Origin of the sequence: Gordonia sp. IEGM753, assembly GCF_050321825.1 — a bacterium.
Taxonomy (GTDB): Bacteria; Pseudomonadota; Gammaproteobacteria; order Pseudomonadales; family Pseudomonadaceae; genus Aquipseudomonas.
Window position 1 is genome coordinate 211598 of sequence record NZ_JBNQGB010000004.1, and the last position, 15827, is coordinate 227424.

The 15827-nt window shown below is 58.0% G+C and carries 12 protein-coding genes; 10 read left to right on the forward strand and 2 right to left on the reverse strand.

What is annotated here, in order from left to right:
* From ACQR3R_RS20690 to ACQR3R_RS20735, 10 genes are all read left to right on the forward strand, one after another.
* Complete coding sequence (locus ACQR3R_RS20690; protein ID WP_428274815.1) at nt 1-402, forward strand: ACT domain-containing protein; 402 nt, start codon at nt 1-3, stop codon at nt 400-402.
* A gap of 7 nt (nt 403-409) precedes the next feature.
* Nucleotides 410-1012 carry a LysE family transporter gene (locus ACQR3R_RS20695; protein ID WP_428274817.1) on the forward strand — a complete coding sequence of 201 codons (603 nt, stop codon included), beginning with the start codon at nt 410-412 and terminating at the stop codon, nt 1010-1012.
* Nucleotides 1013-1188: 176 nt separating this feature from the next.
* Entirely contained in the window at nt 1189-1785 is a 597-nt protein-coding gene (locus ACQR3R_RS20700; protein ID WP_428274819.1) for a Fe-Mn family superoxide dismutase, read from the forward strand.
* A 513-nt stretch (nt 1786-2298) separates the two neighbouring features.
* Nucleotides 2299-4350, forward strand: coding sequence for an EAL domain-containing protein (locus tag ACQR3R_RS20705; protein ID WP_428274821.1), 2052 nt, complete (start codon nt 2299-2301; stop codon nt 4348-4350).
* A gap of 184 nt (nt 4351-4534) precedes the next feature.
* Nucleotides 4535-5884 carry an imelysin family protein gene (locus ACQR3R_RS20710; protein ID WP_428274823.1) on the forward strand — a complete coding sequence of 450 codons (1350 nt, stop codon included), beginning with the start codon at nt 4535-4537 and terminating at the stop codon, nt 5882-5884.
* A gap of 190 nt (nt 5885-6074) precedes the next feature.
* Nucleotides 6075-7502, forward strand: coding sequence for a di-heme oxidoredictase family protein (locus ACQR3R_RS20715; RefSeq protein WP_428274825.1), 1428 nt, complete (start codon nt 6075-6077; stop codon nt 7500-7502).
* A 27-nt stretch (nt 7503-7529) separates the two neighbouring features.
* Nucleotides 7530-8594 carry an imelysin family protein gene (locus ACQR3R_RS20720; protein WP_428274827.1) on the forward strand — a complete coding sequence of 355 codons (1065 nt, stop codon included), beginning with the start codon at nt 7530-7532 and terminating at the stop codon, nt 8592-8594.
* A gap of 14 nt (nt 8595-8608) precedes the next feature.
* A complete protein-coding gene (locus ACQR3R_RS20725) occupies nt 8609-9706 on the forward strand; it encodes a DUF1513 domain-containing protein (RefSeq protein WP_428274829.1) in 1098 nt (365 codons plus the stop codon).
* A gap of 85 nt (nt 9707-9791) precedes the next feature.
* Nucleotides 9792-10940, forward strand: coding sequence for an efflux RND transporter periplasmic adaptor subunit (locus ACQR3R_RS20730; RefSeq protein WP_428274831.1), 1149 nt, complete (start codon nt 9792-9794; stop codon nt 10938-10940).
* Between the two features lie 13 nt (nt 10941-10953).
* Nucleotides 10954-13980 carry a multidrug efflux RND transporter permease subunit gene (locus ACQR3R_RS20735; protein WP_428274833.1) on the forward strand — a complete coding sequence of 1009 codons (3027 nt, stop codon included), beginning with the start codon at nt 10954-10956 and terminating at the stop codon, nt 13978-13980.
* A gap of 301 nt (nt 13981-14281) precedes the next feature.
* Here ACQR3R_RS20735 and ACQR3R_RS20740 read toward each other — a convergent pair whose 3' ends face one another.
* Together ACQR3R_RS20740 and ACQR3R_RS20745 are read right to left on the reverse strand one after the other, a co-directional pair.
* Entirely contained in the window at nt 14282-14995 is a 714-nt protein-coding gene (locus ACQR3R_RS20740) for a lipopolysaccharide kinase InaA family protein (RefSeq protein ID WP_428274835.1), read from the reverse strand.
* 4 nt (nt 14996-14999) lie between these two features.
* Entirely contained in the window at nt 15000-15671 is a 672-nt protein-coding gene (locus ACQR3R_RS20745; RefSeq protein ID WP_428274837.1) for a methyltransferase domain-containing protein, read from the reverse strand.
* Nucleotides 15672-15827: the final 156 nt, after the last annotated feature.

The following is a 15827-nucleotide window of genomic DNA, read 5'->3' on the forward strand; positions in this document are numbered from 1 at the left end:
ATGGCTGGCGAAACCTCTTTGGCAACGTTGCTGCGCAGCATGAGCCCACAACTCAATGCGGGTGAATACGTATTTTGTACGCTGCGAGACGGCCAATTGCCTACGGCTGTCGACGTGATCGGCAGCATTCGCGAGCAGGAAGGGCTGACAGTCATTGTGGAACGCTCCCACGCCGAGAAGGCCGGTTTCAGCTTCGATTACGTCGCGGCCTGGATCACTTTGAACGTGCACTCCGCCCTCGAAGCCGTCGGCCTGACTGCAGCGTTTGCCAGCGCATTAGGCAAAGCAGGCATCAGTTGCAATGTGATCGCAGGTTATTACCACGACCATTTGTTCGTCGGCCAAGCCGATGCCGAACGCGCCATGCAAGTCCTGCGGGACCTGGCAGCCAACGCGGAGTAAACATCTTATGTGGCAAAGCTATGTAAATGGCTTGTTGGTGGCCGCCGGGCTGATCATGGCAATCGGTACCCAAAATGCGTTTGTGCTGGCGCAGAGCCTTCGCCGCGAACATCACCTGCCCGTGGCGGCACTCTGCGTCATCTGCGATGCATTACTGGTGGCCGCCGGTGTTTTCGGATTGGCAACTGTATTGGCGCAGAACCCGACATTACTCGCCATCGCTCGCTGGGGTGGCGCCGCATTTTTACTGTGGTACGGCAGTCTGGCATTGCGCCGGGCGTTTTCTGCGCAAAGCTTGCAACAGGGCGAAAATCAGACCGTACGCTCACTGCGAGCGGTCATGCTGAGCGCGTTGGCGGTGACGCTGCTTAACCCGCATGTTTACCTGGACACGGTGCTGCTGATCGGCTCCCTCGGTGCGCAGCAATCGGTTCCCGGGGCTTATGTCGTGGGCGCAGCCAGCGCATCATTGATATGGTTTTTCACGCTGGCGCTCGGCGCCGCATGGCTCGCACCCTGGCTGGCACGACCGAGCACCTGGCGAATCCTCGACCTGCTGGTCGCCGTGATGATGTTCACAGTTGCGTTCCAATTAATCATCGCGGCCTGATTATTCCAAAAGGCTCTGGAACCTCTATTCCACACAGTTGTTGCGTGGTTATGCCGCACCCCCGGTGCTATGATCCGATCCGATGCGCCGCAAAGAGTACAAACTCCCCGGCGCTTGTCTGGCCGCCCGTGATCGGCCTTGCGCTCACCGCAACTGACCTGATTAGGAGAATCATCATGGCTTTCGAATTGCCGCCGCTGCCTTACGCACACGATGCCCTGCAGCCGCACATTTCCAAGGAAACTCTGGAATTTCACCACGACAAGCACCACAACACTTATGTCGTGAACCTGAACAACCTGGTGCCTGGCACCGAGTTTGAAGGCAAGACTCTGGAAGAAATCGTTAAATCTTCCTCGGGCGGTATCTTCAACAACGCCGCTCAAGTCTGGAACCACACTTTTTACTGGAACTGCCTGGCGCCAAACGCCGGCGGTCAACCTACCGGCGCGCTGGCTGATGCCATCAACTCGTCCTTCGGTTCGTTCGACAAGTTCAAGGAAGAGTTCAGCAAGACGTCCATCGGCACCTTCGGTTCCGGTTGGGGCTGGCTGGTGAAAAAGGCTGACGGTTCCCTGGCATTGGCCAGCACCATCGGCGCCGGCAACCCGCTGACCAGCGGCGACACTCCGTTGCTGACCTGCGATGTGTGGGAACACGCTTACTACATCGATTACCGTAACGTTCGCCCTAAGTATGTCGAGGCGTTCTGGAATCTGGTGAACTGGAAGTTCGTGGCTGAGCAGTTTGAAGGTAAGACTTTTACTGCTTAAGTTTCGTTCTGTTCGAAAAACCCGGCCTCTGTGTCGGGTTTTTTGGTTTTGGGGGAGTGGGTTTGGGATTCACGATTGGCGTTTGGACGTTTGGCGTTTGGGCGGATATCAACGCAAACCTGTAGGAAACCGGCTTGCCGGTGATGGCGATTTCAAAGACGCCATCGCCAGCAAGTCAGCCTCCACAATTCGGTGGTGAATTCCCAAACTTAGGTATCACCCCAACAACGGATAGACACCCCCATTCTCCTACACCAAAACCAGCATTCCCCCCTTGCCGCAACGCCACACCCGACTACCATCAACTCATGACAAAATAACGCCCGACCCACCTCAAGTTGAAGGCCCGGACAACCGACACAGTACTCACTGACGAAACCACTCTACACACCAACATATCGGCCAAGCTCCAGGCAAATCCCCCTGTGGATGAATGTCCCTTTGACTGCCATCACGGGATTGCCAATACTCATGGCAACTTGACGCTACCCGCACGGAACAAGGAATAGCCTTTTGAAGCTGGAACTCAAGAACAGCTTGTCGGTAAAGTTGCTCCGGGTCGTGCTCCTGTCGGCATTGATCGTCGGCGTAGTCTTGAGCTGCGCGCAGATCGTTTTCGATGCCTACAAAACGCGCCAAGCCGTGGCCGGCGATGCTCAGCGCATACTCGATATGTTCCGCGACCCCTCCACCCAGGCCGTTTACAGCTTGGACAGGGAGATGGGCATGCAGGTGATCGAAGGCCTGTTCCAGGACGATGCCGTGCGCAAGGCATCCATCGGCCATCCCAACGAAGCCATGCTCGCGCAAAAAAACCGAGACCTGCAGCAATCCGACAGCCGCTGGCTGACCGACCTGATCCTCGGCAAGGAACGCACCTTCACCACCCAACTGGTGGGCCGTGGCCCTTACAGCGAGTATTACGGCGACCTGAGCATCACCCTCGACACCGCCACCTACGGGCAGGGATTTATTGTCAGCTCAGTGATCATCTTTGTTTCCGGCGTATTGCGCGCATTGGCCATGGGGCTGGTGCTGTACCTGGTGTATCACTGGCTGCTGACCAAACCGCTGTCGCGGATCATCGAGCACCTGACCGAAATCAATCCGGACCGGCCCAGCGAGCACAAGATTCCGCTGCTCAAGGGCCACGAAAAAAACGAACTGGGCATCTGGATCAATACCGCCAACCAGCTACTCGAATCCATCGAGCGCAATACTCATCTGCGCCATGAAGCAGAAAACAGTTTGCTGCGCATGTCCCAGTACGACTTCCTTACCGGTCTGCCAAACCGTCAGCAGCTTCAGCAGCAACTGGACAAGATCCTCGTCGACGCGGGCAAGTTGCAGCGCCGGGTTGCAGTGCTGTGTGTGGGTCTCGATGACTTCAAAGGCATCAACGAGCAGTTCAGCTACCAGACCGGTGACCAGTTGTTACTCGCGCTGGCTGATCGCCTACGCGGCCACAGTGGACGTCTCGGCGCCCTTGCGCGTCTTGGTGGCGATCAGTTCGCGCTGGTCCAAGCGGATATTGAACAACCCTACGAAGCCGCCGAACTGGCGCAAAGCATTCTCGATGACCTGGAAGCTGCATTCGCCCTCGATCACCAAGAAATCCGTTTGCGCGCCACTATCGGCATCACCCTGTTTCCCGAGGATGGCGACAGCACCGAAAAGCTGCTGCAGAAAGCCGAGCAGACCATGACGCTGGCCAAGACTCGCTCGCGCAATCGTTATCAGTTCTATATCGCCAGCGTCGACACCGAAATGCGCCGCCGACGCGAGCTGGAAAAAGACCTGCGCGACGCGTTGCTCCGTGATCAGTTTTATCTGGTTTACCAACCGCAAATCAGCTATCGCGATCATCGGGTCGTGGGCGTCGAGGCCTTGATTCGCTGGCAGCACCCGGAACACGGGCTGGTACCGCCGGACCTGTTTATTCCGTTGGCCGAGCAAAACGGCACCATCATTGCCATCGGTGAATGGGTACTGGATCAAGCCTGTAAACAATTGCGCGAGTGGCATGACCAAGGCTTCATCGACCTGCGCATGGCGGTCAACCTGTCCACCGTGCAACTGCACCACGCCGAACTGCCGCGCGTGGTAAATAACTTGTTACAAATGTATCGCCTGCCGCCGCGAAGCCTCGAACTGGAGGTGACTGAAACCGGCCTGATGGAAGACATCAGCACCGCGGCCCAGCATCTTCTGAGCCTGCGGCGCTCCGGTGCGCTGATTGCGATTGACGACTTCGGCACCGGTTACTCGTCATTGAGTTACCTGAAAAGCTTGCCGCTGGACAAGATCAAAATTGACAAGAGTTTCGTGCAAGACCTGCTGGATGACGACGACGATGCAACCATTGTCCGGGCGATCATCCAGTTGGGCAAAAGCCTGGGCATGCAGGTGATTGCCGAAGGTGTAGAGACCGCAGAACAAGAGGCCTACATCATTTCAGAAGGCTGTCACGAAGGTCAGGGCTACTTCTATAGCAAGCCACTGCCGGCGCGGGAACTGGGCGTTTACCTCAAGCAGGCGCAACGCAGCAACGCGGCCATTTTATAAAATCCAAAAGATCACAGCCTCGTTTCCTGCGGGAACGAGCGTGCTCGCGTGTGCAGAACAAAGTCTGAATAAGAAATATTTCCAGGTACAAGCCTTTACACATAATGCGAAAGATTTGCATTATGTCGCAGTTTTGCGCGCCCGCCGCGCCATTCCACCCCCCTTTCGAAGCAGGATGTTCGCCATGATTCGTATGCCTCTGGCTACCGCCAGTCTGTTGGCCATCGCTATTTCCCTCGCCGGTTGTGGCGAAGGCAAAGACAAAACCGCCGCAGCGCCAACACCGGCCGCCAGTACCACGGCAGCTGCTACCCCGGCCACTGCGCCTGCTGCCGCTGGCAAAGTCGATGACGCCGCTGCAAAAGCTGTTGTCGCGCATTACGCCGACATGGTTTTCGCCGTCTACAGCGATGCCGAATCCACCGCGAAAACCCTGCAAACCTCCGTTGACGCCTTCCTCGCCAAACCGAACGCCGACACACTCAAAGCGGCCCGGGATGCCTGGATCGCATCTCGCGTGCCTTACCTGCAGAGTGAAGTCTTCCGCTTCGGCAATACCATCATTGACGATTGGGAAGGTCAGGTGAATGCCTGGCCGCTGGACGAAGGCCTGATCGACTATGTCGACAAGTCGTACGAACACGCATTGGGTAACCCGGGCGCAAACGCCAACATCATCGCCAACACCGAAATTCAGGTCGGCGAAGACAAGGTCGACGTGAAAGAAATCACCCCGGAAAAACTCGCCAGCCTGAACGAGCTGGGCGGAGCCGAGGCTAACGTCGCCACCGGTTACCACGCCATCGAGTTCCTGCTGTGGGGCCAAGACCTGAACGGCACCGGCCCTGGCGCTGGCAACCGTCCGGCCTCCGACTACCTGGAAGGCGCTGGCGCCACTGGCGGTCACAATGATCGTCGTCGTGCCTACCTGAAAGCGGTCACCCAACTGCTGGTCAGCGACCTCGAAGAAATGGTCGGCAACTGGAAGCCAAACGTGGCCGACAACTACCGCGCCACCCTGGAAGCCGAACCGGGCGAATCCGGGCTGCGTAAAATCCTCTTCGGCATGGGCAGCTTGTCCCTGGGCGAATTGGCCGGTGAGCGGATGAAGGTTTCCCTGGAAGCCAACTCCCCAGAAGACGAACACGATTGCTTCAGCGACAACACGCATAACTCGCAATTCTACGATGCCAAAGGCATTCGTAACGTCTACCTGGGCGAGTACACCCGCACCGACGGCACCAAAATGACCGGCGCCAGCCTGTCGTCGCTGGTGGCTAAAGTCGATCCGGCTGCCGACACTGCGTTGAAAGCCGACCTGGCCGCCACCGAAGCCAAGATCCAGATCATGGTCGATCACGCCAACAAGGGTGAGCACTACGACCAACTGATTGCCGCCGGTAACACCGCTGGCAACCAGATCGTGCGCGACGCTATCGCATCCCTGGTCAAGCAGACCGGTTCGATCGAAGCCGCTGCCGGCAAGCTGGGCATCACTGACCTGAACCCGGACAACGCTGATCACGAGTTCTGATCAACGCTGACTGGATAAAAAAGCGACCTCAGGGTCGCTTTTTTTTCATGCCCGCCAACACTGTCCACGGGCGGATCGCGGTATTGCGATAAACCCTGCCCCACATCAACCAAACGATAATTCCTCTTATTCAAACTCCGCTGCCCTGTTAGACTTTGCGCCCTTGTTTTGCTCCTCTGCAGGATGTCTGATGCCCTCGCTGCCTCTTCGTTTGTCTGCACTGTTTCTGGCCTTGGGCCTGAGTGCCTGCGATGACGCCCCGAAGTTCACCCAATCCGAACCCGGCGAAGCCCGGTCCGGCGGCAGCACAACCGTGCGCAAAACAGACCAAAACTCGTTTTCCCTGCCTTCCGCCAACCTTGCGCCCACCCGGCGCCTGGACTTCAGCGTGGGCAACAGTTTCTTCCGCAACCCATGGGTCATTGCCCCGGCAACCACTACCGCGCGCGATGGCCTCGGGCCGTTGTTCAACACCAACGCCTGCCAGAACTGCCACATCAAGGACGGCCGCGGTCATCCGCCGCTGCCGGATGCGCCTAACGCGGTGTCAATGCTGGTACGGCTGTCGATTCCTGATACTGCGGCGTATGCCCGCGTGATCGAGCAACTAGGCGTGGTGCCAGAGCCCGTGTATGGCGGGCAACTACAGGACATGGCCGTGCCCGGCGTGGTGCCGGAAGGCAAGGTGCGGGTCGATTACACGCCAGTGCCGGTGCGTTTCAAGGACGGTACCGTGATCGAACTTCGCAAACCCCAGTTGCAGATCACTCAGCTCGGCTACGGCCCGATGCACCCGGATGTCCGCTTCTCGGCGCGGGTGGCGCCACCGATGATTGGCCTTGGCCTGCTCGAAGCCATTCCCGAGGAGGCGATCCTGGCCAATGCCCAAGCGCAGGCCAAGGACAACAACGGCATTACCGGGCGCCCGAACCAGGTCTGGGATGACGCACAGCAAAAAACAGTCATGGGGCGATTTGGCTGGAAAGCAGGCCAGCCGAACCTCAATCAACAGAATGTTCACGCGTTTTCTGGTGATATGGGCCTGACCACCCGTCTAAGACCGATTGATGACTGCACCGATGCGCAAACGGCCTGCAAGCAGGCGCCCAACGGCAATGGGCCGGATGGCGAGCCGGAAGTCAGCGATAACATCCTGCGTCTGGTGCTGTTTTATAGCCGTAACCTGGCGGTTCCGGCTCGGCGCAATGTCGGAGCGCCCGAGGTACTGGCCGGCAAGAATCTGTTCTACCAGGCAGGTTGCCAGTCGTGCCACACCCCTAAATACACCACCGCTGCCAACGCTGCGGAGCCTGAACTGGCCAATCAAGTGATTCGCCCGTACAGCGATCTGCTGCTGCACGACATGGGCGACGGTCTGGCCGATAACCGTACCGAGTTCCAGGCCAGCGGCCGCGAATGGCGCACACCGCCGTTGTGGGGCATAGGCCTGACGCAAGCGGTCAGTGGCCACACCCAGTTTTTACACGATGGCCGCGCCCGGAATCTGCTCGAGGCCGTGCTTTGGCATGGCGGGGAAGCAACCGCGGCGCAGCAAAAAGTTTTGTCTTTCAATGCCGAACAGCGCACTGCGTTGTTGGCATTCCTGAATTCCCTTTAATACCTATTCCATCAGCGGGAGCCCTACATGTTTCGTCCCAAACTGCTGTTTACCAGCCTAGCCGCACTCGCACTGGGCGCCTGTTCGCCTCAGGACCCGCAAGCAGTCACCTCGGCGGCGATCGCCAAGTCGGTGATCCTGCCGACCTACACGCGCTGGGTTGAAGCTGACCGCCAGTTGGCCGTGAGCGCCCTCGCCTATTGCGAAGGCAAAGAAAACCTCGACACCGCGCGCGCCGACTTCCTGCACGCACAAAAAGCCTGGGCCGAACTGCAACCCTTGCTGATCGGCCCGCTGGCCGAAGGCAATCGCGCCTGGCAAGTACAGTTCTGGCCAGACAAGAAAAACCTCGTCGGGCGTCAGGTCGAGCAGTTGATCATTGCCCAACCGCAGATCGATGCCGCCGCACTGGCCAAATCCAGCGTGGTAGTCCAAGGCCTTTCCGCCTATGAATACATCCTGTTCGACAGCAAGCCTGACGTGGCCAACGACGAGCAAAAAGCCAAATATTGCCCTCTGCTCAAGGCCATTGGCGAACGTCAGAAACTGCTCGCCGAAGACATCCTGAAAAGCTGGAACAACACCGACGGCATGCTCGCGCAGTTGAGCAAGTTCCCGAACCAGCGTTACGCCGACTCCCACGAAGCCATCGCCGATTTGTTGCGCGTGCAGGTCACAGCCCTCGACACCCTGAAGAAAAAACTGGGCACGCCGATGGGCCGCCAGAGCAAAGGCGTGCCGCAACCGTTCCAGGCCGATGCATGGCGCAGCCAGTCTTCGCTGATTGGCCTGGAGGCCAGCCTCGCCGCGGCTAAAACCGTGTGGGAAGGTGTTGACAACAAAGGCCTGCGCGGTCTGCTGCCGAGCGAGCAAAAGCCGTTGGCCGACAAGATCGACGCGGCCTACGCGGCCTCGCTCAAACTGTTCGCCAGCAACTCACGCTCGCTGACCGAAATGCTCAACGACGATGCGGGTCGCCAGCAACTCAACGACCTCTATGACAGCCTCAACGTCGTCCATCGCCTGCATGAAGGTGAACTGGCCAAGGCGCTGGGCATTCAACTCGGCTTCAACGCCAACGACGGTGACTGATGAGGGCGACTGCGATGCTGCGACGTCAGGCTCTGGCCTTAGGTAGCTTGCTGCTGGGAGCAGTGACACTGGGCGGCTGGACGCTGTCCAGGCAAAAAGACAAGAGCCCGCTGTTGCTGTCGGCGCGAGACGATGGCGATGGCAAGCATTACGCTGTCGGCTATCGGCTGGACGGCACCCGTGTGTTCGCCACTCAGGTTGGCCAGCGTTGCCACGACATCATCAATCACCCGACGCTTGCGATGGCGTTGTTCGTGGCCCGACGCCCCGGTACCGAGAGCTACCTGATCGACTTGCGCGACGGCACGCTGCTGCAAACCGTGGTCTCGAAACCAAACCGGCATTTCTACGGTCACGCGGTGATACACAGCAGCGGTAACTGGCTGTACGCGACCGAGAACGACACCACCGATCCCGGTCGTGGCTTGCTCGGCGTGTACACATTTGAAGGTGAGCGGCTGGTGCACAGTGGCGAGATGTCGACACACGGCATCGGCCCGCATCAGGTGTCGTGGATGCCCGACGGTGAAACCCTGGTGGTGGCCAACGGCGGCATTCGCACCGAGGCCGAGAGCCGGGTCGAGATGAACCTCAATGCGATGGAGCCAAGCCTGGTGCTGATGCAACGCGACGGCACACTGTTGAGCAAGGAAACCCTCGGCCAACAGATGAACAGCGTGCGTCACCTGGGCATCGCCAGCGACGGCACCATCGTCGCCGGCCAGCAATTCATGGGCGCGTCTCACGAATCGTCAGAGTTGCTGGCGATCAAGCGTCCCGGCCAACCGTTCGTGGCGTTCCCGGTACCTGAACATCAATTGCAGGCGATGGGGCATTACACCGCAAGCGTCGCGGTACACAGCGAATTGCGCCTGGTGGCGTTGACCGCGCCAAGGGGCAACCGCTTCTTCATCTGGGACCTGGACAGCGGCGAAGTGCGCCTCGATGCGCCACTTCCCGATTGCGCCGGGGTGGGCGCGGTGGCCGATGGTTTTGTCGTGACCTCGGGTCAGGGCCGATGCCGGTATTACGATTGTCGCCAGACAAATCTTGTTGCAAAACCACTGGAGTTACCGGCAGGCCTTTGGGATAACCACCTGCACCTGATCTGAGTAGAAAAACGGCCCATGGATTCGCCGCCATACTCAGAGTAATGTTCGCGCCTGTCTCACCTGATTTTCTCAAGGAAGTGGAAATATGCTGCGTCGCCGCATGCTGATCATGTTGGGTGCTGTTCTGCTGATTGTGCTGGTCCTGGCCGCTTATAAAGCCTTCTCCGTCTATACGATGATTCAAGGTTTTTCCGCACCTCGACCGCCGATCAGCGTCGCCGTGGCTACCGCCAACGAACAGCCGTGGCAGTTGCGCCTGCCCACTGTCGGCACGCTCAAGGCGCTGCAAGGCGTTGACCTGAGCCTGGAGGTATCCGGCACTGTCACGGACCTGCAGTTCGAATCCGGGCAGAAGGTCCAGGCCGGCCAGCCAATCGTACAACTCGACAGCGGCGTAGAAACCGCCCTGCTCGAAACCGCGCTCGCCGACCTGGGTCTGGCCCAGGTTGATTACACCCGTGGCAGTCAGCTGGTGGGCAGCCAAGCCATCTCCAAAGGCGAGTTCGATCGTCTTTCGGCAGTACTGAAAAAGAACAAAGCCACGGTCAACCAGCTCAAGGCATCACTGGCGAAAAAGCGCATCCTGGCGCCCTTCAGCGGGACCATCGGCATTCGACAGGTTGACGTTGGAGACTACCTCGCCAGCGGCACCAAGATCGCGACCCTTCAAGACCTCAGCAGCCTGTACGTCGATTTTTTTGTGCCCGAACAATCGGTGCCGAAAATCGCTGTCGGTCAATCGGTGCAACTCAATGTCTCGGCGTACCCGACACAAAGCTTCCCCGGCACCATCAGCGCGATCAACCCCAAGGTCGAAAACACCACGCGCAACGTCCAGGTTCGCGCGACGCTTGCCAACCCCGACGGCAAATTGCTGCCGGGCATGTTCGCCAGTTTGCAAGTGTTATTGCCTGATCCGCAGCCGCGCATTGTCGTGCCGGAAACAGCGATCACCTACACGCTCTACGGCAATTCGATCTACGTGGTAGCGCAGAAGAAAGCCGAAGACGGCAGCATTGAAAAGGATGACAAGGGCCAACCGATCCTGATCGCCGAGCGGCGTTTCATCGAAACCGGCGAGCGTCGCGAGGGGCTGGTGATGATCACCAAAGGCCTGCAAAAAGGCGACAAAGTGGTCACGGCCGGCCAGATCAAACTGGACAACGGCGCACACATTGCTATTAGCGACGACAAGACTTTAGCCGAGCAGAGCAGTCAGCCGCGCGCGGACTGATCAAGGAATCCCCATGGCTTTTACTGATCCGTTCATCCGTCGCCCGGTGCTCGCCACCGTGGTCAGCCTGTTGATTGTGCTGCTGGGCTTTCAAGCCTTCAGCAAGTTGCCGCTGCGCCAATACCCGCAAATGGAAAACGCCCTGATCACGGTGACCACCGCTTATCCCGGGGCCAACGCCGAAACCATTCAGGGCTACATCACCCAACCCATGCAGCAAAGCCTCGCCAGCGCGGAAGGTATCGACTACATGACGTCGGTCAGTCGCCAGAACTTCTCGGTGATTTCGATCTACGCACGTATCGGTTCCAACAGTGACCGCTTGTTCACTGAACTGCTGGCCAAGGCCAATGAAGTCAAGAACAAGCTGCCGCAGGACGCCGAAGACCCGGTGCTGAGCAAGGAAGCCGCCGACGCTTCGGCGTTGATGTACATCAGCTACTTCAGCAAGGAACTCAGCAACCCGCAGATTACCGACTACTTGTCGCGGGTGATCCAGCCAAAACTGGCGACCCTGCCGGGCATGGCTGAAGCCGAAATTCTCGGCAACCAGGTGTTCGCCATGCGCCTGTGGCTGGACCCGGTCAAACTCGCGGGTTTCGGCCTCAGCGCCAGCGACGTGACCAATGCCGTGCGCCAGTACAACTTTCTGTCCGCCGCTGGCGAGGTCAAAGGCGAATACGTGGTCACCAGTATCAACGCCAACACCGAGCTTAAATCTGCCGAAGCCTTCGCCGCGATTCCCCTCAAGGTCGACGGCGACAGCCGCGTGCTGCTCAGCGATGTCGCGCGGGTTGAGATGGGCGCGGAAAACTACGACACCATCAGCTCATTCGGCGGCACGCCTTCGGTGTACATCGGCATCAAGGCCACGCCCGGCGCCAACCCGCTGGATGTGATCAAGGAAGTGCGCAAGATCATGCCGGAACTGGACGCCCAGTTACCGCCCAACCTCAAAGGTGAAATTGCCTACGACGCCACGCTGTTCATTCAGGCTTCTATCGACGAAGTGGTGAAAACCCTGTTCGAAGCCGTGCTGATTGTGATCGTGGTGGTGTTCCTGTTTCTCGGCGCGCTGCGTTCGGTAGTGATTCCCGTCGTCACCATCCCGTTGTCGATGATCGGCGTGATGTTTTTCATGCAGATGATGGGCTACTCGATCAACCTGCTGACCCTGTTGGCGATGGTGTTGGCCATCGGTCTGGTGGTGGACGATGCCATCGTCGTGGTGGAAAACATCCACCGCCACATCGAGGAAGGCAAAACGCCGTTCGATGCCGCCATCGAAGGCGCGCGCGAAATCGCCATGCCAGTGGTTTCGATGACCATCACGCTGGCAGCGGTCTATGCACCGATCGGTTTCCTGACTGGACTGACCGGTGCGTTGTTCAAGGAGTTCGCGCTGACGCTGGCCGGTGCAGTGGTGATTTCCGGCATTGTTGCCCTGACGTTATCACCGATGATGTGCGCACTCTTACTGCGCCACGACGAAAATCCCAGCGGTCTGGCGCATCGTCTCGACCGGATTTTCGAGGGCCTGAAGCGGCGTTACCAGAGCGCGCTGCACGGTACGCTCAACACCCGGCCGGTGGTGCTGGTGTTTGCGGTGATCGTGTTGTGCCTGATTCCGGTGTTGCTCAAATTCACCAAAAACGAACTGGCACCGGACGAAGACCAAGGCATCATTTTCATGCTGGCCAACGCACCGCAACCCACCAACCTTGACTACCTCAATACCTACACCGACGACTTCATCAAGATCTTCAAGGAGTTCCCGGAGTATTACTCCTCGTTCCAGATCAACGGGTTCAACGGTGTGCAATCGGGCATCGGTGGCTTCCTGCTCAAACCCTGGAACGAACGCAGCAAGACTCAAATGGCAATTCTGCCGGAGGTGCAGGCCAAGCTTGGGCAAATCCCCGGCCTGCAGGTTTTCGGCTTTAACTTGCCTTCGCTACCGGGCACCGGCGAAGGGCTGCCCTTTCAGTTCGTGATCAACACGGCCAACGATTACGCCTCTTTGCTGCAAGTGATGGACCGGGTGAAAAAAAGGGCGATGGAGTCCGGCAAGTTTGCATTCGTCGACGTCGATCTGGCCTTCGACAAACCGGAAGTGGTGGTGGACATTGATCGCGCCAAAGCAGCGCAGATGGGCGTCTCGATGCAGGACCTGGGCGCAACCCTCGCGACCTTGCTGGGTGAGGCTGAAATCAACCGTTTCACCATTGAAGGACGTAGCTACAAAGTCATCGCGCAGGTCGAACGGCCCTACCGCGACAACCCGGATTGGCTGAACAACTACTACGTGAAAAACAACAAGGGCGAACTGCTGGCGTTGTCGACGCTGATTACCGTAAGCGACCGCGCACGGCCGCGACAGCTCAACCAGTTCCAGCAACTCAATTCGGCCATCCTGTCCGGGGTGCCGTTGGTCAGCATGGGTGAAGCCCTGGAAGCCGTGCGCCAGATTACGCTCGAAGAAGCGCCGGCCGGTTACGCCATCGACTATGCCGGCGCCTCAAGGCAATTCGTCCAGGAAGGCAGCGCGCTATGGGTCACCTTCGGGTTGGCATTGGCGATTATTTTCCTGGTGCTGGCTGCACAGTTTGAAAGCTTCCGCGATCCACTGGTGATTTTGGTGACCGTGCCGCTGTCGATTTGTGGCGCGCTGATCCCGTTATTCCTGGGTTGGTCGAGCATGAACATTTACACCCAGGTGGGTTTGGTGACCCTGATCGGTTTGATCAGCAAACACGGGATTCTGATTGTCGAGTTTGCCAATCAGCTACGTAAGGACAAGGGGCTGACACCGCGCGAGGCCGTGGAAGAAGCCGCAGCCATTCGTTTGCGTCCAGTGCTGATGACCACCGCTGCGATGGTATTCGGCATGGTGCCGCTGATCATTGCCACAGGGGCCGGGGCGGTCAGCCGATTCGACATCGGCATGGTGATCGCTACGGGCATGTCGATCGGCACCTTGTTTACATTGTTCGTGTTGCCGTGCGTGTACACGCTGTTGGCCAAAGCTGACAAAACCTGAATACAGGAAGGGCTAGCTACAAAATAAAAGGCCTCGCATTTGCGAGGCCTTTTATTTTGGCTTCAATCTGTTCAACTCTGCGGCCTCATTCCCTGGGACATGCCGAACATGAACAGCAGTAAATCATGGTCGGGTTGAGACGCCACGGCGGCTTTCGCAACCCGTGGCAATGGACAGTGAGCATCGCTGCTCACTGAACTGAGGACCTGTGTGCGAGGCTGCTCCCAGGCAGCCACCGCCAAAGAGGCAACTGCCAAGGCTCCGATTAAAAACACACCTCGTGCAATTTCGAGTTTCATTGCTATAAACCCTTGATAGCGCTGCCAAACGCCGTCTCATAAAAGTAGACGAGTTTTTGCCAATCTGCGGTACTGAACGACGAATGGCGGCGCAATTGCTTCATGTCATGAGACGCCGCCTGATAGGCCGTCAAACGCCGACGGCACTTCTCCAGATCGATCAATGCCACCTCGACCTGTGCCGCATCGCCGTCACCGCTCACCCGAACGAACACATGTTTGATGTAAATGCAGCTGTGCTGCCAACGTCCTTGGTGCATGCGTGCCAGATTGTCTGCCAAGTCCTTGAGCACGCGCTCATAGACCGCTTCGCCATGACGCTCGCGACCGCCACCGGCGATCCACTGCTCGATTTCCTGGAAACCGTCCAGCGACTTGGTCACCAGTAACGCGCGCCATTTGTGCACGGGATCGCGTTGTGCACCACAGAACACAATTTCGGGCACCCGAACGTTGATCTGGCGCAAACCGGTGAGTGCATCACGCTCGCGCAACACCGTCGGCCGACCCAACGGGTGCAGCCAGCTGCGGTAAATATGCCCGGTTTGACGTTTCGCGTAGAGCAGTTGCCCATCGCTGCCAAAAACACGCTGCACACCACTTTCACCGCCACGGCGGACGTTAGGTTCTTCTACCCATTCACCGCGCTGATTCCAGAAATAGTCGAAGCGGTCCTGAGGAGCGACTTCCGTTTCTGCTGCACATTGAACTGCCATCCTGTTACCTCTTGCGTAATACGTAAACCCGCCACATGGCGTAGAGCGGTATAAAGTCCAATTGTTCCTGTATACGAAAACCAGCCATTTCGAATTCTTTTTCAACCGTAGCAGCCGGTAACACAAACCTGTTTTGGTAACCCTCTTGCCCACGGGTTTTCTCGGCGCGCTTGCGTTTCCAGGCTTTGAAGTTGCCGTCCACCCACAGAGAAAGAATCACGCTGTCACGAGTGACACGCTGGAATTCTCGCAAAATAGCCAATCGATGCTGGGCTTCGCCGATGTGATGCAGCAAACGCATGCAAAAAATACTGTCGACGGCGTTATCAGGTAAGGCAATGTCGAATGCAGAAGTGTGCAAGGGTTGTACCCGTTTCACTGCGTCTGCGGGTTGTGCCTGCAGAGCGATCTTCAACATTGACTCGGAGTTGTCGGCTCCGATGATTGCGCGATTGGACTTCTCTGCCAGCAGAGGCCAGAAACGCCCTGCTCCACACGGTAAATCGAGGACCAGCCCCGGTTCTCCAGCGAGTTTCAGTGCCTTTCGCGCCAGTTGCTCGTCGCGTCGGTGAGACAGACGTCGAGCCAAGCCTTCCTGATGCTTGCGCAGGTATCGATTAGCGTGCTGGTCGTCGTATTTCTCGGAAAAATCAAGTTTGATCGGGCTGGTCATCATCAAGGTCTCTTAACTGCTGATGACGACCACGATAGGCAGCGCCGTGTCAGAGTCAGGTCATGACCTTGTGAAAAAATCGTCGTGTAAAACCCCGAAGTATTTCGAGGTTTTACAGGGCACCAGCAATGGCTCTGGGCCAGTACCGAGCAGAAATCC

Excerpts from the sequence above, each read along its gene's own strand:
- ACQR3R_RS20690 (WP_428274815.1), top strand. The coding sequence starts at position 1 with ATGGCTGGCGAAACCTCTTTGGCAACGTTGCTGCGCAGCATGAGCCCA.
- ACQR3R_RS20695 (WP_428274817.1), top strand. The coding sequence starts at position 410 with ATGTGGCAAAGCTATGTAAATGGCTTGTTGGTGGCCGCCGGGCTGATC.
- ACQR3R_RS20700 (WP_428274819.1), top strand. The coding sequence starts at position 1,189 with ATGGCTTTCGAATTGCCGCCGCTGCCTTACGCACACGATGCCCTGCAG.
- ACQR3R_RS20710 (WP_428274823.1), top strand. The coding sequence starts at position 4,535 with ATGATTCGTATGCCTCTGGCTACCGCCAGTCTGTTGGCCATCGCTATT.
- ACQR3R_RS20715 (WP_428274825.1), top strand. The coding sequence starts at position 6,075 with ATGCCCTCGCTGCCTCTTCGTTTGTCTGCACTGTTTCTGGCCTTGGGC.
- ACQR3R_RS20720 (WP_428274827.1), top strand. The coding sequence starts at position 7,530 with ATGTTTCGTCCCAAACTGCTGTTTACCAGCCTAGCCGCACTCGCACTG.
- ACQR3R_RS20725 (WP_428274829.1), top strand. The coding sequence starts at position 8,609 with ATGCTGCGACGTCAGGCTCTGGCCTTAGGTAGCTTGCTGCTGGGAGCA.
- ACQR3R_RS20730 (WP_428274831.1), top strand. The coding sequence starts at position 9,792 with ATGCTGCGTCGCCGCATGCTGATCATGTTGGGTGCTGTTCTGCTGATT.
- ACQR3R_RS20735 (WP_428274833.1), top strand. The coding sequence starts at position 10,954 with ATGGCTTTTACTGATCCGTTCATCCGTCGCCCGGTGCTCGCCACCGTG.
- ACQR3R_RS20740 (WP_428274835.1), bottom strand. The coding sequence starts at position 14,995 with ATGGCAGTTCAATGTGCAGCAGAAACGGAAGTCGCTCCTCAGGACCGC.
- ACQR3R_RS20745 (WP_428274837.1), bottom strand. The coding sequence starts at position 15,671 with ATGATGACCAGCCCGATCAAACTTGATTTTTCCGAGAAATACGACGAC.